Here is a 22329-nt window from a genome sequence, read left to right as displayed (position 1 = left end):
TACGTTACCGATCCGACACGATCCCGCCACTCGAGGTGGGGGATTTGGGGAGAATTTGATCATCTCCGCAAGGTGTGGAGGAAAATAGGGGGTGTGCATATGTCAGCGTTCGCTGTATAGTCAGTGCATGCTGACATTAGCTTCTCGCCTCGACGTCATGAACCGGCTCGGCCGCGCCATGGCCGACGCCACCCGCTCCCGTATCCTGCTTGAACTCATGACCGGGCCCGGATATACGGGCAAACTCGCGACGGACCTGGATCTCACCCGCACCAATGTCTCCAATCATCTCGCCTGCTTGCGTGGATGCGGCATCGTGGTGGCGGTCCCCGAGGGGCGGGCGACACGCTATGAGATTTCCGACCCGCACATCACCCGCGCGATCGAATCGCTGCTCGGAGTGGTGCTCGCCGTGGACGATGGAGCACCCTGCGTGAACACCTCCTGCACCGAACCCGGATGCTGCCCGAATGAGGACACCGAGGGTCGGGATGAGCGGCTAACCGATCACGCCATCGACCGCGTGGGGGAGCGGAGCTAGTGGCCGACGCCTGCTGTGGACCCGCCGAAGTACCGGTCGCTGCCCGATCCGAGCGGGAGGGGGCCGATCACACCGCCCCCGCAATGCGCGAATCACTGACTCCCTGGGGGCGGGATGCCGGTGTCCTGATCCCCGCAGCCTCGGGGGTATTCCTCCTGGTGGGTGCCGGCGTCTCGGCGCTCGGATTCCCGGTGGCCGCCCTGGTGATCCACGCGGTGTCGCTTGCGCTGGGGGCGTGGACCTTCATCCCCGGCGCGCTGCGCAAGCTGTGGCGCGGACGCCTCACCGTGGGGCTGCTCATGACCATCGCCGCGGTGGGTGCGGTGCTGCTGGGCCACATCGCCGAGGCTGCGGCCCTGGCCTTCCTCTTTTCCCTGGCCGAAGCGCTCGAAGATCGGGCGATGGATCGTGCGCGCCACGGACTGGGTGCCCTCCTCGATTTGATTCCCACCGAGGTGCGTGTACTGCGTGACGGCCACGAGCTTGTCGTGGCCGGCGCGGATGTGCGGATCGGTGACGTGTTGCTGGTTGCCGCGGGGGAGCGGATCGCTACCGACGGCATTGTGACCGCGGGACGCGGCGGGGTAGACCTCTCGGCCATTACCGGTGAATCGATCCCGGTCTCGGTGGCGCCGGGCGACCCGATTGCGGCCGGGGCAATCAACGGCTCGGCGAGCCTGCGCATTACCGCCACGGCCGATGGCCGAAACAACTCCCTGACCGATATCGTCGCGCTGGTGAGTGCGGCTCAGGACCGCAAGGGGGAGTGGGCGCGCCGTGCCGATCGAATCGCCCGACCATTGGTCCCCGCCGTTTTGATCCTCTCGGCCCTCGTGGTGATTTTTGGCTTCCTGGTGGGAGATCCGGGATTCTGGACCGAACGCGCCCTGGTTGTTCTGGTGGCGGCGTCACCGTGTGCGCTGGCGATTGCGGTTCCGGTCACCGTGATTTCGGCGATCGGCTCGGCCAGTCGCTTCGGTGTCATCGTGAAATCCGGCGCCGCGTTTGAACGCCTCGGGGCCGTGCGCCGGGTGGTGTTTGATAAGACCGGCACGCTCACACGCAACGTGCCCGAGGTGGTCGCAGTTGAACGGGGTGCGGGCGGATCGTCCACCTTCGCGCTCGTTGCGGCCGCGGCGCTGGAGGCTCGGAGTACCCATCCGCTGGCGCGGGCAATCGTGGCCGCCGCACCCGCTGGACAACGTCCGGAGGCACAGGACGTAACCGAGGAGGCGGGTCGGGGACTCTCGGGGACGGTGGATGGTGTGCGCGTGCGCGTGGGCAGCGCGCGGTGGCTGCTCGAACCGGATGCTGATGAGGCGCTCTCGAATGCTGTCGAACGGCTGGCCGCGGTGGGCATGACCGTCGTGGTGATCGAACTGGACGGCCGGGCGTCCACGGTCATTGGAATCCGCGATGAACTGAGGCCCGAGGCGGGGGAGACGGTTGCGGCACTGCGCGAGCGGGGGATTTCGGTTGCACTTCTCACGGGTGATTCCGCCCGCACCGCGGAGGCGCTCGCGCAGAGTGCCGGGATCTCTGAGGTTCATCACGACCAGCTCCCCAGCGATAAGGCGCGCGTGATCGAGGCGTACCGACGCACCGCGGTGACGGCGATGATCGGCGATGGCATCAACGACGCACCGGCGCTGGCGACCGCGGACGTGGGGATCGCGATGGGACAGACGGGGTCGGCGGCCGCGCTGGAATCCGCCGACATTGCGTTTGTTGGCACCGACCTGCGCCAGCTTCCACGGGCGATCGCCCATGCACGCCGCGGGCTCCGCATCATGACCGGCAACATCGTGCTCGCGCTGGCGATCATCGTGGTGCTGGTGCCGCTGGCGCTGTGGGGCGTCCTGGGCTTGGCCGGGGTGGTGCTGGTGCACGAAATCGCCGAGGTGATCGTGATTCTTAATGGCATCCGTGCAGCCAGGGTCCGGTCCGATAGCTCTGGGAAGCCTCCGTCCTCCTAGGCGGTGCCCGGGCAAGCAATGATCTGAGGATTCCCACGCCGTGCACGTAATCATTGGTTCAGTGGAAATTGAACCAATGATTACTGAGCAGGTTCCGGGGGAGGAGGAGAGGGTGGCTCGTCATGCTGCACCGTCAGATTCGCCTCGCCTACGCAGTGTTGATCCGTTGACACTGCGGGATCTACGGCGCGGTCGGGTTAGATATCGGTGATGGTTCGAACCCGATCGGTCATGGCTCGGCGGGCGATGTCGGAGTCGGGGACGAAGCGTTCGAAGCCGTGTGGTGCTCCGGGGTGGACGTGGAGTTCGATCGGTACGCCGTGCCGGGCAAGCCTGGCGGCGTAGGAGATGTCTTCGTCGCGGAAGATATCGAGGTCGCCGACCTCGATATAGGCGGGGGCGAGGCCGGTGAAGTCGGTGAGGCGTGCCGGTGCGGCTATTGGTGACACGTCTTCGGTGCCGATCTCGTTGCCGAGGAGCGTTGCCCAGCCGGTGTAGTTGTTGTTGTATCCCCAGGTCAGGAAATCGTCCGGGATGACGCCGGGGGTGGTGTTACGGTCGTCAAGCATCGGGTAAATCAGGATTTGCTTGGCGACCGGGATGTTCCGGTCGCGGGCGAGGATTGCGGCGCCCGCGGTGGGGCCACCTCCTCCACTGTCACCCATGAGCGCAATCCGGTCGGGGTCCACACCGAGGGAGGTGGCGTGTTCGCGGAGCCAGATCAGCGCACTGTAGACGTCTTCGGCCATCGCCGTGCTGGTCGGTGCCTCGGGGGCGAGGCGGAGGTCGACGGACAAGAACGGGATACCGCTGTGGGCGACGTACCACGCGACGACTTCGTTGTACAGGTCGACGCTGCCCCCGAGCATCCCTCCACCGTGTACGTAGACGACGGCAGGCCCCGGGGCTTTTCCGGTCTTGGCGTACCAGCGCAGCAGCAGCGAGGCCTCACCGTCGAACGTCTCGGTGGTGAAGTCGGTCGTGGTCACGTCGGTGACGGTGGGGGAGAGGGTGGCCATGTGGGCCTGACCGGCGTTCGCGGAGGCGCGGACGGCCTGCCAGTCTCCGCGCACGGGGCGTGGGGCACCCGCCGCTCCTCGCTTCAGTTCGGCCATTGCGGGCGCCAGGTCGGGGTCAAGTTCGTATTTCATGATCGGATCTTTCGATTTCTGAGGGCTTGTTCAGTCTCAGGCGGTGGTGATGGTGCCATCCCATGCTCTGCCCGCGGGCACGGAGGCGTGTTGATGGATGAGTTCCCACCCGTTCTCCCGACGCTCGAAGCAGTCGGTTTGTCGGGAGATGACCTCCCGACTGGAGCCATCCTTGAGCACGAGGGCGGTGCGTTGCACGGTGCACACGATGCCCATGTCGCCGTTGACCGTGGCATCCAGCTCGAGGATGTCGACCGTGCACGATTCGAATGTCGCGAACGTGTCATCGAACAGCTTCAGCGCCGGTGCGATGCCGCGGGAGGCGAATGGGACGATGTCGAACCACAGCGCGTCGGACGCCCAGTGTCGGGTGCTCTGCGCTCCGGTCATCGACGTGGCCATCTCGCCGACGATGCCGATCAAGGTGTCTTTGTCCTGCTGTGCACTCGCGCGCTCGGTCGTGGTCATGGTGTTGTTCCTTCCATCTGGCAGCTTGAGTAACCGCCTCTAGAAAGAGTCTCGGGTGTGCCATCAGGGGAGAGGCAAGAGGCCTGTTCCTGCTGGTATCTCCCCTTGGGGGAGGTGTCATACTCGAGGTATGACGGCATCCTTAGCGATCGGGGACTTCTCCCGTGCAACGCATCTGAACATTAAGACGCTGCGCCATTACCACCGGATTGGACTCCTCGTTCCCGCCCACGTGGACCCGGATACCGCCCACCGGCGATACGACACCGACCAGATCCCGACCGCCCAGGTCATCCGCCGGCTCCGCATGCTCGACATGCCGCTGGACGAGATCCATCGCCTGATCATGACGGGCGATCTGGCCCGCCGAAACCGACTCATCTCAGACCACCTCGCACACCTGGAGGCGGAGCTCGCCCGCACACAGGACGCGGTGGCGTCGCTGCGGGACCTGATCGAACCATCCCGCGGAAATCGGTCGGCGAGCGTTGAGCATCGGCGTCAGCCTGCCACGTCGGCCGCCGCGATCAGCGCCGTGATCGACATCGTGAATGTGACGGGCTGGTACCAGGGTGCCCTCGGCGAGCTGTACGCTCTGCTCGCCGTCCAGAAGATCCCGCCCACCGGGCCTGGAGGCGCGATCTATTCCACCGATCTGCTCACCCACGGCCGCGGCGAGGCCATCGTGTTTGTGCCCTGTGATGGCGATCTGCGACCCACCGGACGAGTCGTGCCCTTTACGGTGCCGGAGACAGACCTCGCCGTGGCCGAACACCGCGGCCCGCACACCGGCGAGATCGATCACATCTACGGTGAACTTGGCGCGTACGTCGGTGATCATGCGATCGGGATCGACGGCCCCATCCGCGAGTACTACCTCGTCGGCGCACGCGAGACCGCCGACGAGAACCAGTGGCGCACCGAGATCGGCTGGCCCATCTTCCACACCGGAGCGTAGGACAGTCGACCCCGTTGTCCGGCAAGGGGAGTCGTCCGTTATCGACGTGTGTGTAGCTTTCACGGGTAATGCACGTGTTACTTGACATAATGTACATTATCGGCGCAGTAATTGAATTGCGATTCGGGCACAAACCGGCGGCCCCATAGCTGAATAATGAGCGTCTGCGTCAGAATGGAGTTACCGGTACCGGTGTGATCGAAGGGGAAAGATCATGAGTGATCGACTAGTGATTGACAGTAGGCAGCTGCGCGACTCGGCGGTCAACGGAATTCGTGTGGGACTCGGCGTTACCGGCATCGTTGCCGTTCTGGTGGGAATCCTGATTCTGGCGCAGCCCGGATCCGCCCTCGTCGCCGTGGGCTGGCTCTTTGGGCTGTATTTCATCGTGGCCGGCGTGATGCGCCTGATCGCCGCGGCACTGGCCACCGACTCGGATACCGTGTATCGCATCTCCAGCGGGATCCTCGGCTTGCTTCTGGTGGCCGGCGGCATCTATACGCTGGAAAATCCGGTCTTTGGCGCGACCATCCTGGCGACAGTTATCGGTATTACCTGGATTATCGAGGGTATTGCCGCGCTGACCGGACGCAGCAACGACCGTGCCAAATGGTTTGGGATCCTCTACGGAATCCTCAGCATTGTGGCCGGCGTGATGGTGCTGTTTATTCCGCTCAGTACCGCGGCGATCCTGCTGGTTATTGCCGCGGTGTTCCTGGTGATTGGCGGCATCCTGCAGATTATTCAGGCGTTCTTGTTTGGGCGACACGGGTAGATACACCCGCCGCCGCTCCCCCAAAAACCACAAAAATCCCGCATTCGCTACGAATGCGGGATTTTTGTTACGTTCTATTCGCCGGAGCCGAAGCTACCGGTGTCCCCCACCAGACGGGTGTTGTCGGCGGGCACGGCCTCGACTGCGGCCAGGGCTACCTCGGCGGCAAACTCGGCCACGTTGTAGAGCTTGCCGGCCTGCTCGCGGCGCTCGGCAATGGCACCCGGGTTCAGGCGGTCCAGCAGGGTTGCGGTGATGGTGCCCTCGATCATGTCGCCGGAAACCACAACAAAACCGATTCCGGCCTCGGCGAGGGCGGGGATCTGCTCACGCAGGGCGTCTTCACCGGCGCGCTTGGACAGCGCGACGGGCTCATACTCGGGCATGGTCGGGGTCTGGCGGATGAAGTGCGCCTGGTGGCTGGTCACGAACACCACGCGCGAACCCTCGCCCAGGAGCGACTTGGCGCTCTCCAGGACGTTGAGCTGTGCGTCACGGTTGAGCAGCAGGGCGTAGTTTTCGGCCATGCCGGACTCCATGCCGCCTGAGGCGTTCAGGACCAGGATGTCCAGCGAGCCGTACTCGGCGCGAATCGTGTCCATCATGTCCGCCACCGAGGCGGGATCGGTCAGGTCGGCACCCACGGTGATCGCGGTACCGCCGGCGGCGCGAATCTGCTCGGCCAGCTTGATCGCCCGTGCCTCCTTATTGCGGAAGTTGATCACGACGCGGGCACCGGCCTCGGCAAAGTAGCGAACGGTGTCCGCGCCGACCCCGCGAGAGGAACCGGTGACGAGGACGTTTTTGCCGGCGAGGCTGCCCGGGGCGAGGATTTCAGACACTGTGTGATGCTCCTTGAAGGGTGCGGAAAGGACGAGGTGGGCAAAGTAGCCCAGCGACGATTCTAGCAAGGCCACCCCCTCCCACCCGCGGCGTACAGACACAAAGTGCGAACGATCCGCCCTTTTCCCCGGAATTGACCCGTCGAACTGGTAGGTTTGCTGCAAGAGTTTTCGCCCACATCCTGAAAGGAATTGGACGACCATGGAGATGATTACCCCGTATATCTGGATTGCGTGGCTTGCGCTGATCCTGATCTTCATCATCATCGAGATGCTGACCCTGGAATTCACCTTCCTCATGTTGGCCATCGGTAGCTTTGTTGGGCTGCTGAGTGGCATTCTGCGGGTGGAATGGTGGGGCCAGATCATCATTGCCGGCATTGCCGGCATGCTGCTGATTCTGCTGGTGCGCCCTCCCCTACTGCGTGCCCTCCAGCGCGGCGGTGACCCAACCAAGAGCAATATGGATGCCGTGGTTGGTCAGGGTGGCGTGGTTTTGGAAACCGTGAGTGCGGGGACGGGCCTGGTCAAGCTTTCCAATGGGGAAACCTGGACCGCACGCACCGTAGCCGACGGTCCCGGTACCGCGCTGGAACCCGGCACGGTGATCTCCGTAGCTCTGATCGAGGGTGCCACCGCTCTGGTGCGCCCCGACGCGACTCCCCCCGTCTAGGTCTCGCCAGAGCGGCGAACCAACACAGAACAAGAGGAACATCGTGAACGACGACGTATCAATTGGTGCCATTATCGGCATCATCGCCCTGATCGCGCTGGTGATCTTTGTCCTGGTGGTGATCGCTCGTGCGGTCCGCATCATTCCCCAGGCCAGCTCGGGCGTGGTGGAGCGGCTGGGCCGCTACCACAAGACCCTGCAGCCGGGCCTGAACATCCTGGTCCCCTTCATCGACCGCCTGCGCCCGCTGATCGACATGCGCGAGCAGGTTGTCTCCTTCCCGCCGCAGCCGGTGATCACCGAGGACAACCTGGTGGTCTCGATCGACACCGTGGTGTACTTCCAGGTCACCGACGCCCGCGCCGCCACCTATGAGATCGCCAACTACCTGGGCGCGGTGGAGCAGCTCACCACCACGACCCTGCGTAACGTGGTGGGTGGTCTGAACCTCGAGGAGGCGCTGACCAGCCGCGACAACATCAACGGCCAGCTGCGCATCGTCCTCGACGAGGCCACCGGCAAGTGGGGCATCCGTGTGGGACGCGTGGAGCTCAAGGCCATCGATCCGCCCCTGTCGATCCAAGACTCGATGGAGAAGCAGATGCGCGCCGAGCGGGACAAGCGTGCGGCGATTCTGACCGCCGAGGGCACCAAGCAGTCGGCGATCCTCGAGGCCGAGGGTCTGCGTCAGTCGGAGATTCTGCGTGCCGAGGGTGACGCCCAGGCCGCCGTGCTGCGCGCAAACGGTGAGGCCGAGGCGATCAAGACCGTGTTCGCCTCGATCCATGCCGGAAATCCCGACAACAAGCTGCTGGCCTACCAGTACCTCCAGACGCTGCCCAAGCTCGCGGACGGTTCGGCCAATAAGCTGTGGATCGTGCCGTCCGAGCTCACCGAGGCCCTCAAGGGTATCGGCGGCGCCTTTACCCCCAAGGGTGATGCCACCCCCACCCCCGATGCACCCGGTGCCGCGACTCCGGTCGCCGGCGTGGATGTCGAGGGTATCGCCGCGGCCCTGGGCTACACCAAGCAGAACCCCGCCTCGAGTGGTGAGTAGCAACTCCCCCGCGTTTTTTGAAACGGCCAGTCCGCGCGTGTTTGCACACCGCGGCCTGGCCGTTTCGGCGCGTGTGAGAGAAAATACACTGGCGGCCTTCGCGGCGGCGGTGGCCGCCGGTGCGACGCATCTGGAAACGGATATTCGGGTGAGCGCGGACGGGATCGCGATCCTGCACCACGATCCAACCTTCGAGCAGGCGGGTCGGCAGATTCCGGTTGCCTCACTCCCCCTGGATCGCCTGCGCGACCCGGCGATCGGCCCCGGAGAATCACTCACGACGCTCGCCGAACTTCTGGCGGCATTCCCGAGCATCCCGATCAATGTTGACCTGAAGTCGGCGGACGCGGTGGACCCGGCGGTGGAGGTCATTCTTCGGGCAGACGCCCGGTCCCGGATCCTACTGACCTCATTTTCCGAGCGCACCCGGCGCAGGGCGATGAGGAGGCTCGGTCCGGTGGCAAGCTCCCCCGGACGCTGGGCCGGGATTGTGCTGATCCTTGCCCATTGGCTACGGCTCCGCACGATTTTTCGCCGACTGGCCACCCGCACCGAGGCCGTGCAGTTTCCCGAGAAATACGGTCCGTTCCCCGCGATGACCCCGGCCCTGATCGCCCGATTACGCGACGTCGGGGTCGAATCCCACGTGTGGACAATCAACGATGTGGCCGATATTCGACGGCTTATTCTGGCCGGTGTGGATGGTGTCATCACCGATCGCTGTGATCTTGCCGTGAGTGTGATCGAGGATTTGCGCGCCGAGGGATTCTGCCCCTCGAACGAGGTACATTAATGTGAGCGCTTACACCGGGTGATGAGATTTTCCATCGGTCGGGAATTTGTGGCCCGTGACCGGTTGTTTTATCTGACCCGTGCACTGGGTCATTCTTTTTGTGTCCAAGCCCTGTTGCGCGGTAGCCGGGGCCGGTATGGTGTGGGGAACCGATCCACGCTCATAGTTTTTTCAGGCTAGACCGGTATAAATGGCAAGCACGCGAGAGGAGACCACACAATGGCGGATCGCAGTTTGCGCGGAATGCGCCTCGGGGCACAGAGCCTACAGAGCGAAGAGGGTGTTGTGTTCTCAGACCGGGAACGTTACATCTACCTATGTCCTAAGTGCGGCCACGAGACCGCACTGGTGTTTGCGGCCGATGCCGAAGCACCCGACACCTGGGAGTGCCGTAACTGCGGCGAGGCCGCGGTGCTGATGGTGGGGACCGAACCGATTGAGCTCGAGCCGAGCGAGGAAAAGCAGGCACGTACCCACTGGGACATGCTGCTGGAGCGTCGCACCCGCGAAGAGCTTCAGGTCCTGCTGGACGAACGACTCGACTACCTCCGCGCCCGGCGCGGACAGAAAAAGGTGGGCGCCTAGCCCACCGGTTCACCGGATTTGTGGGGATGCCCGTAGGGGCATCCCCATCCTTCGTTTAACCGCCGGTGCGCAACGCCCAGTTAGCGCCAGCCGTAACGCTTACTCAGGGCGGCGGTCACCAGGGCAAAGGTCTTACGGTCCAGGCCCGACGCTTCTCGGCGCATGCCACCGGGTCGGACGCGGAATACGCGGTCGAGGTTTGCCCAGCTCGGACGCCCCTGGGAATCCCAGGGACCGGCACCGATGGGGACAAAGTCGCTCTGACCCGCATGGGGTTTGGAGGTGAGGGCAATGGCCAACACGTCGGATCCCTGGAGTCGGGCGACCACCAGAACCGGACGATCCTTGCCGCGTCCATCGTTCTCCTCAAACGGGACCCAGGTCCAGACGATCTCTCCCGGGTCGGCGTCACCGTCGCGGCTCGGTGCATAGGTCATGGTGACGGATCCCACCCGGCGCGGGTCCACCTCGCGGGTGGCCGCGGGTCCGCTCTGTCCGGGACTAGGCGTCTCCCCCGGTCTCGAGCCCCCGGAGGGCTTTCCCGGGGCACCGGGGCGGCCGGCACCGCCGGGACGGCTGGTGGGGCGACTCGGGCCGGTCAGGGCCGACAGCAGGTCACGCAGGATCCTCAGGAACGTGTTCACGCTCCTACGCTAGTGCACGCCGTCACCGAGCTGCCAGGCTTCAAGCTGAGTGTCGCGTACGGACAAAACGAACCGGATGTGCGAGTGCACATCCGGTTCGTTTGGGAAAAGAGTTGTGCCAGGCCCTCCCCTTGAAGACCTGGCACAAACCGGGGATCCGATATTCGGATGGGAGTTTCGCGTCGGGCCCTCCCCTTGAAGACCCGACGCGAGCTTGGGAAACCTAGAGGCTGTGCTCGGAGGTTGCGGTGGATACCGGGGTGAGGGCGTAGCCGTCCTCACCGTGAACCACGCTGTCGACACCGGCGATCTCATCCTCGTTGGTGACGCGGAAGCCCATGGTCTTCTGGATGACCCAGCCGATGACGTAGGCGGCCACGAAGGAGTAGATCAGGACCGCGAAGACCGCGATGGTCTGGACCACCAGCTGGCGGAAGTCGCCGCCCACAAACAGGCCGGTGCCGGTGGCGAAGAAGCCGAGGTACAGGGTTCCGATCAGACCACCCACAAGGTGGATACCCACCACGTCGAGCGAGTCGTCAAAACCGAGGACAAACTTGAGCTCGATGGCCACGGCGCAGACCGCACCGGTCAGGACTCCGAGGACCAGGGCCCAACCCGGGGTCAGGTTGGCGCAGGCCGGGGTGATGGCAACCAGGCCGGCGACGGCGCCGGAGGCGGCACCCACCGAGGTGGGCTTACCGTGACGGATCTTCTCGATGATCAGCCAGCCGATAATGGCCGCGGCGGTGGCACCCAGGGTGTTGATGGTGATCAGGCCGACGTTCTTCAGGCCGTTGAGCCACTCGGCACCGGCGTTGAATCCGAACCATCCGAACCAGAGCAGCGAGGCGCCGATCAGGGTCAGCGGGACGTTGTGCGGCTTCTGGATGCCGGGCTTGAAGCCCACGCGCTTACCCAGGATCAGGGCCAGGGCCAGGGCGGCCGCACCGGCGTTGATGTGTACGTCGGTACCACCGGCGTAGTCGATGACCTCGATGCCGGAGTCCTTACCAAACAGCGCGGTGCCGAGGTTCTGGATCCAGCCTCCACCCCAGATCCAGGCGGTGACCGGGAAGTAGACCACGGTTGCCCAGATACCGGCGAAGACCATCCAGGCACCAAATCGTGCCCGGTCCGCGATCGCTCCCGAGATCAGGGCCACGGTGATGATGGCGAACGTGGCGCCGAAGGCCACCCCGATCAGGTTTTCGTTGGCGTGCGGCGCCGAGGCGAGTCCACTCAGTCCGAAATCGTTGAGCGGGTTACCGGCAAACTGACCCGGGTTGTCGACGTGGGTCATGTTGTAGCCGTAGAGGATCCAGAGTCCGCCGATCAGGCCCATCGAGCCGAAGCTCAGCATGAGCATGCTGACGACGCTGCTGATCTTGACAAGGCCGCCGTAGAAGAAGGCGACGCCGGGGGTCATCAGCAGCACCAGTGCGGTGGCGACGAGTCCCCAGGCGAGAGATCCGGTATCCATAAGCTTTTCCTAACCGTCTGGGCCTCCATCGGGAGTAGAGGCCGTTGCGATTAGTTTGGCGAGAAGTTATTTCCAAAACCGGCAGGATCTGATTTCCAAAATGTTACAGGGCGGCGGCATCGGTAAACAGAATGTTTCGTGTTCGATGCCGCCGCCCCGTGGGAAGCGCGAATTACGCGTCTACGCGGACCACCATCTTGCCCACGTTCTTGCCGGCGAGCAGGTCGATGAAGGCCTGCGGGGTGTTCTCGATGCCCTCGACGACGGTCTCGTCGTAGGCGATCTTGCCGGCGGCGAACCACTCCCCCATGGCCTTGGCGAACTCGGGGGCCACGGCTACATGCTCGCCGATGGTGAAGCCGCGCAGGCGCAGGCTCTGGGTAATCAGGCGGCTCATGTTACGCGGTCCCACCTTGGGCGTGGTGACGTTGTACTCGGAGCTGGCGCCACACAGTGCGATCCGTCCACCGCGGTGCAGGGCACCGATCGCGGCCTCGAGGTGCTCACCGCCGACGTTGTCAAAGTATACGTCGATCCCGTCCGGGGCGACCTCGGCCAGCTGCTCGGCAACCGGCGCCGCGTCGTTGTAGTTAAAGGCGGCGTCGTAGCCGTAACGCTCGGTGAGCATGGCAACCTTCGCATCGGTACCGGCCGAGCCCACCACGCGGGAGGCACCCATCAGGCGAGCGATCTGCCCCGCGGCCGTACCCACGGCCCCGGCGGCGCCGGAGATGAAGACGACGTCCCCCGGCTTGATCTCGGCGATATCGCGCAGCCCCACAAAGGCGGTGAGGCCGGTCATGCCCAGGATGCCCAGGGAGGTGGACAGCGGAACGCCGGGAATCTCGGCGGCCCGGCGGAATCCGGTGGCGGGACCCTGGGCGACCGAACGCCAGCCCTGGTCGTGGCTCACGGCGGTGCCCACGGGCAGCTCGGGGGCGTTCGAGGCGATCACATGGCCCACGGCGCCGCCGGTCAGGGCCGCATCCAGCTCAAACGGCGCGACGTAGGACTCGCCCAGGTTCATCCGGCCACGCATATAGGGATCAACCGAGACAAACCGGTTAAGCACCCGAACCTCGCCCTCGGCCAGCTCGGGCAGGGTGCGCTCCACGCGACGGAAGGTGTCCGCGGTGGGCCAGCCCTCGGGGCGCTCGGCGAGATGGAATTCGACGGTGGTGTCGGGAATCGGTGTGGTGTTCATAAATACAGCCTTAGCGTGTTGCGAGTGCGACAAAGAGGAAGATCAGACCCAGCAGCGGCAGGGTTCCCTGCGTGATTGCTGCGCGAGCCTTGGTGTGGTCGGAGAGCAGGAGGACCAGTGCGGCGGCAAACATCGGGGCGATGCCGGCAATGATCAGGGTCAGTCCGATCGTCTCGGTCCCGGCGATAACCAGGATCAGACCGATAAGCGATGTAATCGCCAGAAACAGGTTGTAGAAGCCCTGGTTGAACGCGAGGGGCTTGGTGATTTCGGCCACCTCGGCGCTCTCGATCCCGAAGGTCTTGCGGGTGCTCGGGGCGGTCCAGCGCACCGACTCCATCACGAAGATGTAGCAGTGCAGCACGGCGGCCAGGGTCGCGAATACGAGTCCGGCTACAAGCATTTGGGGGTTCCTCACGTTAGATAACAGGGGGTCTGGAAACTAGCGTACAATAGATTCTGAACCGATCGTTGCAGAATGTGAGAAAACATGGCCCGCTCCCGAGAATTTGATACCGCCACCGTGGTGCGTGCGGCCCGCGACCTGTTCTGGGCGGTCGGCTATGACGTCGCCTCGATCAGCGATTTGGAAACGGCGACCGGACTGTCGCGGTCGAGCCTGTATCAGGCTTTCGGTAATAAGCGAGGACTGTTTGATGCGGCGCTACAGGACTACCTGGATGAGATCATCGAGCCGCGGCTCGTCCATCTGACCGACGGAAGCCCCGACGGGGTGCGACGCTATCTGCGCGATATGGCTGCTTCCCTGGCCGCGCTGGAACCCGGTGATCCACGGTTCGGATGCATGATCGTGCGCGCCGGTGCGGGAATCGGCTCGCGAGACACCGATGCGGCCGCCGTGGTCGCGGGCTATCGTCGCCGCGTCGAGGGCTCGATCCTCGCCGCCCTCCGCGTGGACGCCCCGCTCCCCGCCGACCAGGCTCGCACCGCACACCGGGCCACGGTGATCACCGGCCTAATCGTGAGCACACTCCTGTTGGCTCCGGTGGACCTGGATGGCGCGCTGGCACTGCTGGATGCGGCGATCATCGAGGCGGCACCCCCGGTCGAATAGAACCGGGGGCCTCGGTGGGGCCCGATGGACTACTCGGCCGGCGTGGCCGCGTGGGTCAGCGCGATCATGCGGGAGATCGCACGCTGATACTTCTTGCGGTAGCCACCCTCCAGCATCCCATCGCCAAAGATCTGGTCCAGCGCAATCCCGGAGGCCACAATCGGCACCTGGGCGTCGTACACCCGGTCGATGAAGGCCACAATCTGGAGGGCGCGGGTTTGATCGGTGAGCTCGTGGACATCGCGGATGCCCAGACGAGATAGACCGGTAATCAGTCCGGCATAGCGCGAGGGATGGACCGTCTGCAGGTGGTTCAGCAGCGCATCAAACGTGTCATCCGACACCTCGGCGTCCACCGGCAACCCGGCGGTCAGTGCGGAATCGAAGGTCGCCGGATCGGTCACGATGCAGGATCCGCTTACCGCACGGCGACGGTAGTCGGTCCCATCGATACGCAGGGTGCGGAAGTGCGCGGACATCGCCTGGATCTCACGCAGGAAGTCGGCCGCGGCGAAGCGGCCCTCCCCCAGTGCGCCGGGCGGGGTGTTTGAGGTGGCCGCGATCCGGGTCCCCGAGGCCACAAGCTCCCCCAGCAGGCGGGTCATCAGCATCGTGTCACCCGGATCATCGAGCTCAAACTCGTCGATGCAGATCAGCGTGGCACCGGTGAGTGCCTGTACCGCCTGCTGATACCCGAGAGCACCCACCAGCGAGGTGTACTCGATGAAGGTGCCAAAGTACTTGCGTGGGCCCGGTGCCCGGTGCCAGAGCGAGGCGAGCAGGTGGGTTTTTCCCACGCCGAAGCCGCCGTCCAGGTAGATGCCCGGCTGAACCGTCGGCGCCTTCTTTTTCCGGCCGAAGAACCCACCCGAGCGCTGCACGCCCCAGGCATCGGCAAACTCGGTCAGGATCGTGACGGCCTCGGCCTGACTCGGATAGTCGGCATCGGGGCGATAGTTTTCAAACGATGCCTGCGCAAACTGCGGGGGCGGGGTCAGCCCGGCAATGATGGCCTGCGCGTCGCTGCGCGGGGTGCGTTCGGTCAGGCTGATGCGACGCTGCGTGGGGGCTGCGGTCATGTGGGGGCTACCTCGTGTGTCGGATTCTTTCGCCACCCTGATGACAAGCCGCAAAAAGGTGCGTACATTCGAAGGTGGGGCGTCGGCTCCTAGCCTAGTCCCACGAGGCACACGCACGTGGGGTGTCGGCTGTGAGTCCCGTCCCCCAGCCACCATCCGGACCGGCCTCTGCCGGTGCAACCCGAGGGGAACCCCGTGACATTCGCCTTTGATACCTCCGATCCCAAGTTTGCCGACTACGCACACCCGGGCAAACTCGTCTCGACCTCATGGCTGGCCGAGCGCCTGGGTGAACCGGGCCTCGTGGTGGTGGAATCCGATGAGGACGTGCTGCTCTACGCGGTTGGTCACATTCCCGGTGCCGTGAAGGTGGATTGGCACACCGAGCTCAACGATCCGGTGGTGCGCGACTACGTCGATGGCGAGGGTTTTGCCGAACTCCTGTCGGCCAAGGGCATCTCGCGTGATGACACCGTGGTGATCTACGGCGATAAGAGTAACTGGTGGGCCGCCTACGCCCTGTGGGTGTTCACGCTGTTTGGTCACCCCGATGTGCGTCTGCTGGATGGCGGACGGGACAAGTGGATCGCCGAGGGCCGCGAGATCACCACCGAGGTGCCCGAACGCATCGCGACTCGCTATCCGGTCGTCGAACGCGATGATCGCACCGAACGCGCATTCCGGGACGACGTCATCGACCATCTGGGCAACCCGCTGATCGACATTCGCTCCCCGCAGGAGTACACCGGCGAACGCGTCACCCACCCCGACTACCCGGAGGAGGGTGTGCTGCGCGGCGGCCACATCCCCACCGCACACAACGTCCCCTGGGCTCGGGCCGTGGCCGCCGATGGAGGCTACCTCACCCGTGAGGAGCTCGAGGCGATCTACCGGGGTGAGCTCGGCCTGGCACCCACCGAATCGGTCATCACCTACTGCCGCATCGGGGAACGCTCCAGCCACACCTGGTTCGCGCTGCGCTACCTGCTGGGATTCCAGGCGGTCCGCAACTACGACGGTTCCTGGACCGAATGGGGCAACGCCGTCCGGGTCCCGATCGTTCAGGGCACCGAGCGTGGCACCCGCCCGGAGCGCGGAAACCGGGCATCCACCCGCTAGGAACCGAGTGGATGAAGGGTCGCGGGAGCATCCCCGCGGCCCTTCACTCTGGGCGAAATCCACGGCCAGCCGCACCAGAGGCTGGCATAATGGGGTCCCATGACCGATAACGCGCTGCCCGCCGCGCTCGCCGAGATCAGCGAGGACTTCCTCGACCTCGACGAAAACTCGCGGCTTGAACTGCTGCTGGACTTTTCCCGCGAACTTCCCGAGCTGCCCGCTCGCTACAGCGACCACCCCGAGGAGCTCGAGCGCGTGGCCGAATGCCAATCCCCCGTGTTTATTCGGGTGGAACTGGATGATGCCGGGCTCGTGCAGCTCTTTGCGACCGCACCCCAGGAGGCGCCGACCACGCGCGGCTTTGCCAGCATCCTGGTCCAGGGACTCTCGGGATTGAGCGTCGAGGAGGCGCTGGCCGTTCCCTCGGACTACTCGCAGCGGCTGGGACTGGCCCGCGCCGTCTCCCCGCTTCGACTGGCCGGGATGACCGGAATGATTCGTCGTGCCCAGCGTCAGATTCGACTGCTGGCCGGGCATGAGTAGTCTGACCGAGCTCCTCCCCGCCAGCGGAGAGAGCATCGATCCCGCGCTGCCCGAGGCACGCGAGTGGATCGCCGAACGCTATGCGCTCGCCGGAGAGTCCTGGACCGCGGTGAACATGATCACCACCATGAACGGCTCAGCCGCCGGCGAGGACGGCACCAGCGACACGATTTCCAACCGGGTGGATCGCACAATCCTCAGCGTCATTCGCGACCAGGCCGACGCGGTCCTGGTTGGCGCGCAGAGTCTGCGGGCCGAGGGCTATACGATTCCGCGCCGGGCGGCACTGGCCGTGCTGACCCGCAGCGGGGACCTGGGCGACGTGCCCGATAATCAGGGTGCTCGGGAACGACTGATCGTGCTGTGCCCGCGCGCCTCGGTCCCCAAGGTTACCGCCCGGATGGATGGTCGGGTACGCGCCGTGATCGGCATCGAGGCCGCCGATCCGTCCCCCGCTCAGATCCTGGCAACCCTGGCCGACCACGGACTGAAGCGGGTGATCTGCGAGGGTGGTCCAACCGTGACCGGCAGCTTCCTGGCCGCCGGGGCGATCGACGAGATCTTCCTGACCGCGGCACCGAGCGTGGTCCTGCCGCCACAGCCGGTGTTTGGCCAAACCGAGCACCTGGTGACCCGCTATACCCTGCACGGCCTGATGCTGGACGATGAGGGTACGCTCTATCAGCGCTTCCGTCCGCGCACCACTGAGTAGCGCGGCCACACTGGCGGTTGGCCGGGCAGCGGTTGGCCGAGTGAGCCCAGGCCGAGTGTTCGGCCGAACAAAACGACCCGGTGGGATTTCCCACCGGGTCGTTTCGGTTTAATCCTGCGTGGCTGGATCCCGCTGGGCCTCGAGCCACTCATGCACCAGGCGCTCCCAGCGATCGCGATCGAAGTTCCACAGCTTGGTGTGTCGGGCCACGCTGAATTCCTCCAGCGTGACGATGTCCGGGCGCTCGATCGCCAGGGCCTGTGACGCCTCGGCAGGCACCACGTCGTCATCCACACTGTGCAGGATCAGGGTGGGGATGCGCAGCTCGTCGGCGCGGGCAACCAGGTTCATTCGGTCAAGGCGGACAGGCTCGCCCAGTCCGGTGATTCGCGACGCCCATCCGGCACCAAGCAGGTGCACGGCGATATCCCGAACCGGCCTGGGCAGTCGACGCTCTCGTGCCTGGAAGGCGAGAACCTCGGCCCAGTCAATCACCGGGGAGTCCAGCAGCAGCGCGGAGATCTCGGCACCGTGCTCGCCGTTCAGCACGGTCTGTAACGAGACCGCGCCACCCATCGACCACCCCATCAGCAAAATGCGCGCGGTCGAGCGGGCGCGAACCCAGCCCAGGGCCGCATCCACATCGTGCCATTCGGTCAGGCCCAGCCCGTAACGGCCATCGGCGCTGGCGGGGGCATCGCCGTCATTGCGGTAGGACAGCAGAAGCACGTTGTACCCGGCGGCCTGGGCGGTGGGAACCACGCGCAGCCCCTCGCCGCGACGGGTGCCCCGGCCGTGCACCACCACCAGCCAGGGTGCGCCCTCGTCCTCGACCGGGAACAGCCAGGCGGGCGCCACACCGTTCTCCACCGGAATGTGGACGTTCTCCCAGTGCTCGGCCACCGTGGTGGGGTCGGCCTCGACCCAGGCGGTGAAGCGACCCGCGCCGTGCCCCACCAGTCCCCGCAGATTCTGGGCGGGCAGTTCGCGGGTGACCGTGTGCTCCCCCACCGCCAAAACCTCGCCGATGCGCACCAGGCGCTCGGGGCGTCCGTACCAGATGCCGTACTGCCCGGGCAGGACCGTGAAGTCGGTCCGGGAGAGCACGATGGTGCCCTCAATCTCGTTGATTCCCAGAACCTGAGTGTCGGGCGCATCCGGCCCGGGGGGCGTCACCACCTCGCGGGCTAGGATCGCCGAAACCGTGGCGATTCCGGCCGCCACGAGGGCGGTGGTGGCGGCGATAGCCGCCGCAGGCAGGATTAACGCGCGAGCTCCGGCGCGGCGTGAAGAATTCATAGCCAACTAACTCTAGTCTGCAATCGTGACTGATTCGGTAACGGACGGACTCGCACCGGCTGACTTTCTCCGGGCACGCGACGCCATCCGAAGTGTGATCCTACGCCCCGAACTGCGGGTCCACGAGATTACCGCGCCGGAGCGTCTTGCGCCGTACGCTCTGGCCCTGGCCGCCGACGTGATTCCGCCCGAACTCGGGCGTGCGCACGCTCCACACACGGCGGACTCCGAACACGGCGCCGGCCGGTTTGTCCTCCTCTACGATCCCGCGGCCCCCGAGGCCTGGGGTGGGGTTTTCCGGGTGATCTGTTTCGCCCAGGCACCGCTCGAGCCCGAGCTGGGTGTCGATCCCTTCATGGCCGGGGTGGCCTGGTCCTGGTTAATGGATGCGCTGGAGTCACGTGACGCCCAATTTGGCGCGGCGAGTGGCACCGCCACTAAGGTAATATCAACGGGTTTTGGCGAGCTCGCCCGTGCCGGAGACGGCACACAGCTTGAGCTGCGCGCGTCCTGGTCGCCCAGTAATGCCGAAATCGGCGCCCATGTCGAAGGCTGGGGCGACCTGCTGTGTCTCCTCGCGGGCCTTCCCCCGACTGAAGAAGGAGTGACCATGATCGGTCGCCGCAGAGGCCCCCGTGCCTGAGCGCCGCAGACGAGCATCGGCTCCCGCAGGAAACACCGCACCGTCCGCCACTTCGAGCGAGGCCGTCTCCACCGACACCGTCGAGGTCGAACAGGCCTCCTCCGGTTCGGCGTCGCGCACGCGCACCCGATCCCGACGCGCGTCGGCCCCGGCCGGCGCTGCCGCACAGGCACCAGTGGTGTCGGTGAGCGCCACGGCCGCGGCAGCCCAGGCGCTGGCTCAGACGGATACGCCCACCGGTGCCATGCGCACAGTCATCGACACCCCGCGCACCTACGCCGCGTCCCTCGAACTGCTGGCGGCCGGTCACGGCCCGGTGGCCGTGGACGCCGAGCGCGCTTCGGGCTACCGCTACTCGCAGCGGGCCTACCTGATCCAGGTCTTCCGCCGGGGATCGGGGATGTTCCTCTACGACCCGATCGCGCTGGGCTCGATGCATGAGCTCCAGGCCGTGATCGGGGACGCCGAATGGGTGCTGCACGCCGCAAGCCAGGACCTCCCCTGCCTGCGCGAGGTGGGCCTGGATCCGCGTGAGATTTTTGACACCGAGCTGGCCGCCCGACTGCTGGGCATGCCGCGGGTGGGTCTGGGCGCCGTGGTGGAGTCCCTGCTGGGTATTCACCTGGCGAAGGAGCACTCGGCCGCCGACTGGTCCACCCGTCCGCTCCCCCAGTCCTGGCTGGAGTATGCGGCCCTGGATGTGGAGCTCCTGGTGGATCTGCGCGACGAGGTCGAAAAGCTGTTGATCGAGGCCGATAAGACCGAGATCGCCCGGCAGGAATTCAACGCCGAGCTGGCCAAGCCCGCGCCCGCGCCCAAGGTGGACCCGTGGCGCAAGCTGTCGGGTGCCCCGAGCGCACGCAACCGGCAGATCCTCGCCGTGGCTCGCGAACTGTGGGTCGCCCGCGACACCCTGGCACGACGTCGGGATGTGGCCCCGGGACGCCTGGTCCCCGATGCGGCCCTGCAGGCGGCGGTCAAGGCCAACCCCAAGACCCGCGCCCAGCTCGCCGGCATGCGTGCCTTCACCGGCCGCGCCAGCCGTACCGAGCTGAACACCTGGTGGGAGGCCATCGAGCGCGGGCAGCACGAGACCGAGCTGCCGCCGCTGCGCATTCATACCGATACCCTGCCGCCGATCCGTGCCTGGGCCGAAAAGAACCCCGAGGCACACCACCGCCTGCGGGTGACCCGTCCGCGGGTGCAGGCGCATGCCGAAGAGATTCTGATGCCGGTAGAGAACCTGCTGACTCCGGAATTGCTGCGTCGGGTGGCCTGGCAGCCGCCGACCGAGCTGACCGCCGAGGCGGTGGGAGCGGCCCTCGCCGAGCTCGGGGCACGCCCCTGGCAGGTTGAGGAAACCTCACAGCTAATCGCCGATGCGTTTGTAGAAGCCCCCCAAATTGTTTTGGAAGACGACGGCGCGGTTTCGTAGGAAGCATCAAAGGGGTAGCTGAGCGCCCGAGGTCATCCCTAGGATCGAATCAATCGATTCCTCTAGGAGGCAGTGTGGCCAAGAAAAACGACGTCTATTTCGTCGATGGAACGCGAACCCCGTTCGGACGTGCCGGTGAAAAGGGCATGTACTGGAACACCCGCGCCGATGATCTCGTGGTGAAGGCCATGATCGGCCTACTTGAACGAAACCCCGGTGTCCCCGGGGAACGCATTGACGACGTCGCGATTGCCGCCACCACTCAGCAGGGTGACCAGGGCCTGACCCTGGGTCGTACCGCCGCACTGCTGGCGGGCCTGCCCACTACGGTGCCCGGCTACGCGATCGACCGAATGTGTGCGGGGGCGATGACCGCGGTCACCGCACTCGGCGCCGGTGTGGCCTTCGGTGCCTACGATCTGGCCATCGCCGGTGGCGTGGAGCACATGGGTCGGCACCCGATGGGCTTCAACGCCGACCCCAACCCGCGTTTTTTGGCCGAGAAGATCGTCAGCCCGGACGCACTCAACATGGGCATCACCGCCGAGAACCTGCACGACCGGTTCCCGCAGCTCACCAAGGAGCGCGCCGACCACTTCGGGCTGCGCAGTCAGCAGAAGGTCGAGGCGGCATACCGCAACGGCAAGATCCAGCCGGATCTGGTCCCGATCGCGCTGCGCAGTGAGGCGGGCTGGGGCCTGGCCGACACCGACCAGGGCATGCGTCCGGAAACCACGATGGAGGGCCTGGCCACGCTGCGCACGCCCTTCCGTCCGCACGGCCGCGTCACCGCCGGTAACTCCTCGCCGCTGACCGACGGGGCCACGGTGAGCCTGCTCGCCGGAAGCCAGGCGGTGCACGACCTCAAGTTGACCCCGAAGATGCGGATGGTCTCCTTCGCCTATGCGGGCGTCGAGCCCGAGCTGATGGGCCTGGGCCCGATCCCCTCAACCGAGAAGGCGCTGGCCAAGGCCGGCCTGAAGATCGAGGACATCGGCCTATTTGAGCTCAACGAGGCTTTCGCCGTCCAGGTGCTGAGCTTCCTGGACCACTACGGCATCGGCGATGACGATCCGCGGGTCAACGCCTGGGGCGGCGCCATCGCCCTCGGCCACCCGCTGGCCGCCTCGGGTGTGCGCCTGATGATCCAGCTCGCCGCACAGTTCGCCGAGAACCCCGGCGTGCGTTACGGTCTCACCGCGATGTGTGTGGGACTCGGCCAGGGTGGCACCGTCATCTGGGAGAACCCGAACTGGAACGGAAAGAAGTAGATT

General features: G+C 65.5%; 24 protein-coding genes. 15 read left to right on the top strand and 9 right to left on the bottom strand.

The genetic code is table 11. The features are described 5' to 3' along the window. Nucleotides 1-127 precede the first annotated feature (127 nt). Together M2390_RS06720 and M2390_RS06715 are read left to right on the top strand one after the other, a co-directional pair. Complete coding sequence (locus M2390_RS06720) at nucleotides 128-541, top strand: helix-turn-helix transcriptional regulator (RefSeq protein ID WP_259177722.1); 414 nt, start codon at nucleotides 128-130, stop codon at nucleotides 539-541. Between the two features lie 83 nt (nucleotides 542-624). Then, nucleotides 625-2517: a cation-translocating P-type ATPase gene (locus M2390_RS06715; protein ID WP_259177721.1), complete on the top strand. Its 1893-nt coding sequence runs from the start codon at nucleotides 625-627 to the stop codon at nucleotides 2515-2517. A gap of 197 nt (nucleotides 2518-2714) precedes the next feature. Here the strand turns inward: M2390_RS06715 and M2390_RS06710 are convergent, their stop codons facing one another. Then, complete coding sequence (locus tag M2390_RS06710) at nucleotides 2715-3668, bottom strand: alpha/beta hydrolase (RefSeq protein WP_259177720.1); 954 nt, start codon at nucleotides 3666-3668, stop codon at nucleotides 2715-2717. Between the two features lie 36 nt (nucleotides 3669-3704). Further along, on the bottom strand, nucleotides 3705-4136 hold the full coding sequence (locus tag M2390_RS06705) for a nuclear transport factor 2 family protein (protein WP_259177719.1): 432 nt from the start codon (nucleotides 4134-4136) through the stop codon (nucleotides 3705-3707). 130 nt (nucleotides 4137-4266) lie between these two features. Between M2390_RS06705 and M2390_RS06700 the strand changes: the two genes are divergently transcribed. Then, nucleotides 4267-5094: a MerR family transcriptional regulator gene (locus M2390_RS06700; protein ID WP_259177718.1), complete on the top strand. Its 828-nt coding sequence runs from the start codon at nucleotides 4267-4269 to the stop codon at nucleotides 5092-5094. Nucleotides 5095-5308: 214 nt separating this feature from the next. Then, entirely contained in the window at nucleotides 5309-5869 is a 561-nt protein-coding gene (locus M2390_RS06695) for an HdeD family acid-resistance protein (protein ID WP_259177717.1), read from the top strand. A gap of 74 nt (nucleotides 5870-5943) precedes the next feature. Here M2390_RS06695 and M2390_RS06690 read toward each other — a convergent pair whose 3' ends face one another. After that, a complete protein-coding gene (locus M2390_RS06690; protein ID WP_259177716.1) occupies nucleotides 5944-6711 on the bottom strand; it encodes an SDR family oxidoreductase in 768 nt (255 codons plus the stop codon). Between the two features lie 202 nt (nucleotides 6712-6913). On the opposite strand from M2390_RS06690, the gene M2390_RS06685 reads away from it, so the two are divergent. From M2390_RS06685 to M2390_RS06670, 4 genes are all read left to right on the top strand, one after another. Further along, nucleotides 6914-7384: an NfeD family protein gene (locus M2390_RS06685; RefSeq protein ID WP_121688641.1), complete on the top strand. Its 471-nt coding sequence runs from the start codon at nucleotides 6914-6916 to the stop codon at nucleotides 7382-7384. A 43-nt stretch (nucleotides 7385-7427) separates the two neighbouring features. Continuing rightward, nucleotides 7428-8441 (top strand): SPFH domain-containing protein, encoded by a 1014-nt coding sequence (locus M2390_RS06680; protein WP_259177715.1) that lies wholly within the window; start codon nucleotides 7428-7430, stop codon nucleotides 8439-8441. Continuing rightward, nucleotides 8434-9234: a glycerophosphodiester phosphodiesterase family protein gene (locus tag M2390_RS06675; RefSeq protein WP_259177714.1), complete on the top strand. Its 801-nt coding sequence runs from the start codon at nucleotides 8434-8436 to the stop codon at nucleotides 9232-9234. Before M2390_RS06680 ends, M2390_RS06675 begins: the two co-directional genes overlap by 8 nt. 219 nt (nucleotides 9235-9453) lie before the next feature. After that, nucleotides 9454-9819: an RNA polymerase-binding protein RbpA gene (locus M2390_RS06670; protein WP_030143556.1), complete on the top strand. Its 366-nt coding sequence runs from the start codon at nucleotides 9454-9456 to the stop codon at nucleotides 9817-9819. A gap of 80 nt (nucleotides 9820-9899) precedes the next feature. Here M2390_RS06670 and M2390_RS06665 read toward each other — a convergent pair whose 3' ends face one another. The 4 genes from M2390_RS06665 to M2390_RS06650 all read right to left on the bottom strand — a co-directional run bounded on the left by M2390_RS06665 (nucleotide 9900) and on the right by M2390_RS06650 (nucleotide 13553). Beyond that, on the bottom strand, nucleotides 9900-10463 hold the full coding sequence (locus M2390_RS06665) for a type II toxin-antitoxin system PemK/MazF family toxin (RefSeq protein ID WP_259177713.1): 564 nt from the start codon (nucleotides 10461-10463) through the stop codon (nucleotides 9900-9902). A gap of 223 nt (nucleotides 10464-10686) precedes the next feature. Continuing rightward, nucleotides 10687-11946, bottom strand: coding sequence for an ammonium transporter (locus M2390_RS06660; protein WP_259177712.1), 1260 nt, complete (start codon nucleotides 11944-11946; stop codon nucleotides 10687-10689). 172 nt (nucleotides 11947-12118) lie between these two features. Then, on the bottom strand, nucleotides 12119-13150 hold the full coding sequence (locus tag M2390_RS06655; RefSeq protein WP_259177711.1) for an NADP-dependent oxidoreductase: 1032 nt from the start codon (nucleotides 13148-13150) through the stop codon (nucleotides 12119-12121). A 10-nt stretch (nucleotides 13151-13160) separates the two neighbouring features. Next, complete coding sequence (locus tag M2390_RS06650) at nucleotides 13161-13553, bottom strand: DUF1304 domain-containing protein (RefSeq protein ID WP_121688646.1); 393 nt, start codon at nucleotides 13551-13553, stop codon at nucleotides 13161-13163. An 87-nt stretch (nucleotides 13554-13640) separates the two neighbouring features. Here M2390_RS06650 and M2390_RS06645 point away from each other — a divergent pair, with 87 nt between their 5' ends. Beyond that, nucleotides 13641-14225 carry a TetR/AcrR family transcriptional regulator gene (locus tag M2390_RS06645; RefSeq protein ID WP_259177710.1) on the top strand — a complete coding sequence of 195 codons (585 nt, stop codon included), beginning with the start codon at nucleotides 13641-13643 and terminating at the stop codon, nucleotides 14223-14225. A gap of 29 nt (nucleotides 14226-14254) precedes the next feature. Here M2390_RS06645 and zapE read toward each other — a convergent pair whose 3' ends face one another. Further along, nucleotides 14255-15304: a cell division protein ZapE gene (gene zapE / locus M2390_RS06640; protein WP_259177709.1), complete on the bottom strand. Its 1050-nt coding sequence runs from the start codon at nucleotides 15302-15304 to the stop codon at nucleotides 14255-14257. Nucleotides 15305-15499: 195 nt separating this feature from the next. Between zapE and M2390_RS06635 the strand changes: the two genes are divergently transcribed. From M2390_RS06635 to M2390_RS06625, 3 genes are all read left to right on the top strand, one after another. Further along, nucleotides 15500-16423, top strand: coding sequence for a sulfurtransferase (locus tag M2390_RS06635; RefSeq protein ID WP_259177708.1), 924 nt, complete (start codon nucleotides 15500-15502; stop codon nucleotides 16421-16423). A gap of 99 nt (nucleotides 16424-16522) precedes the next feature. Beyond that, nucleotides 16523-16966, top strand: a complete 444-nt coding sequence (locus M2390_RS06630) for a SufE family protein (protein ID WP_259177707.1) — start codon at nucleotides 16523-16525, stop codon at nucleotides 16964-16966. Continuing rightward, nucleotides 16959-17678 carry a dihydrofolate reductase family protein gene (locus M2390_RS06625; RefSeq protein WP_259177706.1) on the top strand — a complete coding sequence of 240 codons (720 nt, stop codon included), beginning with the start codon at nucleotides 16959-16961 and terminating at the stop codon, nucleotides 17676-17678. Before M2390_RS06630 ends, M2390_RS06625 begins: the two co-directional genes overlap by 8 nt. A gap of 108 nt (nucleotides 17679-17786) precedes the next feature. Here the strand turns inward: M2390_RS06625 and M2390_RS06620 are convergent, their stop codons facing one another. Then, nucleotides 17787-18977, bottom strand: a complete 1191-nt coding sequence (locus M2390_RS06620) for a S9 family peptidase (protein ID WP_259177705.1) — start codon at nucleotides 18975-18977, stop codon at nucleotides 17787-17789. Nucleotides 18978-19002: 25 nt separating this feature from the next. Here M2390_RS06620 and M2390_RS06615 point away from each other — a divergent pair, with 25 nt between their 5' ends. The 3 genes from M2390_RS06615 (at nucleotide 19003) to M2390_RS06605 (ending at nucleotide 22326) form a co-directional block, all read left to right on the top strand. Further along, complete coding sequence (locus tag M2390_RS06615; protein ID WP_121688653.1) at nucleotides 19003-19620, top strand: DUF3000 domain-containing protein; 618 nt, start codon at nucleotides 19003-19005, stop codon at nucleotides 19618-19620. A 244-nt stretch (nucleotides 19621-19864) separates the two neighbouring features. Beyond that, entirely contained in the window at nucleotides 19865-21055 is a 1191-nt protein-coding gene (locus tag M2390_RS06610) for an HRDC domain-containing protein (RefSeq protein WP_259177782.1), read from the top strand. Between the two features lie 74 nt (nucleotides 21056-21129). Beyond that, nucleotides 21130-22326: a thiolase family protein gene (locus M2390_RS06605; RefSeq protein WP_259177704.1), complete on the top strand. Its 1197-nt coding sequence runs from the start codon at nucleotides 21130-21132 to the stop codon at nucleotides 22324-22326. The last annotated feature ends 3 nt before the right edge of the window (nucleotides 22327-22329 follow it).

The sequence above is a fragment of the Mycetocola sp. BIGb0189 genome, from assembly GCF_024810155.1.
Classification (GTDB): Bacteria; Actinomycetota; Actinomycetes; order Actinomycetales; family Microbacteriaceae; genus Mycetocola; species Mycetocola lacteus.
Note: the sequence above shows the minus strand (reverse complement) of the source record. Positions and strands in the feature narration are given on the sequence as shown.

Bases quoted from the DNA above. Each gene is read 5' to 3' on its own strand.
- zapE (WP_259177709.1), bottom strand. From the start codon at position 15,304: ATGACCGCAGCCCCCACGCAGCGTCGCATCAGCCTGACCGAACGCACC.
- M2390_RS06620 (WP_259177705.1), bottom strand. From the start codon at position 18,977: ATGAATTCTTCACGCCGCGCCGGAGCTCGCGCGTTAATCCTGCCTGCG.
- M2390_RS06715 (WP_259177721.1), top strand. From the start codon at position 625: ATGCGCGAATCACTGACTCCCTGGGGGCGGGATGCCGGTGTCCTGATC.
- M2390_RS06630 (WP_259177707.1), top strand. From the start codon at position 16,523: ATGACCGATAACGCGCTGCCCGCCGCGCTCGCCGAGATCAGCGAGGAC.
- M2390_RS06705 (WP_259177719.1), bottom strand. From the start codon at position 4,136: ATGACCACGACCGAGCGCGCGAGTGCACAGCAGGACAAAGACACCTTG.
- M2390_RS06655 (WP_259177711.1), bottom strand. From the start codon at position 13,150: ATGAACACCACACCGATTCCCGACACCACCGTCGAATTCCATCTCGCC.
- M2390_RS06645 (WP_259177710.1), top strand. From the start codon at position 13,641: ATGGCCCGCTCCCGAGAATTTGATACCGCCACCGTGGTGCGTGCGGCC.
- M2390_RS06670 (WP_030143556.1), top strand. From the start codon at position 9,454: ATGGCGGATCGCAGTTTGCGCGGAATGCGCCTCGGGGCACAGAGCCTA.
- M2390_RS06650 (WP_121688646.1), bottom strand. From the start codon at position 13,553: ATGCTTGTAGCCGGACTCGTATTCGCGACCCTGGCCGCCGTGCTGCAC.
- M2390_RS06660 (WP_259177712.1), bottom strand. From the start codon at position 11,946: ATGGATACCGGATCTCTCGCCTGGGGACTCGTCGCCACCGCACTGGTG.
- M2390_RS06625 (WP_259177706.1), top strand. From the start codon at position 16,959: ATGAGTAGTCTGACCGAGCTCCTCCCCGCCAGCGGAGAGAGCATCGAT.
- M2390_RS06720 (WP_259177722.1), top strand. From the start codon at position 128: ATGCTGACATTAGCTTCTCGCCTCGACGTCATGAACCGGCTCGGCCGC.
- M2390_RS06685 (WP_121688641.1), top strand. From the start codon at position 6,914: ATGGAGATGATTACCCCGTATATCTGGATTGCGTGGCTTGCGCTGATC.
- M2390_RS06710 (WP_259177720.1), bottom strand. From the start codon at position 3,668: ATGAAATACGAACTTGACCCCGACCTGGCGCCCGCAATGGCCGAACTG.
- M2390_RS06610 (WP_259177782.1), top strand. From the start codon at position 19,865: ATGCGCACAGTCATCGACACCCCGCGCACCTACGCCGCGTCCCTCGAA.
- M2390_RS06695 (WP_259177717.1), top strand. From the start codon at position 5,309: ATGAGTGATCGACTAGTGATTGACAGTAGGCAGCTGCGCGACTCGGCG.
- M2390_RS06700 (WP_259177718.1), top strand. From the start codon at position 4,267: ATGACGGCATCCTTAGCGATCGGGGACTTCTCCCGTGCAACGCATCTG.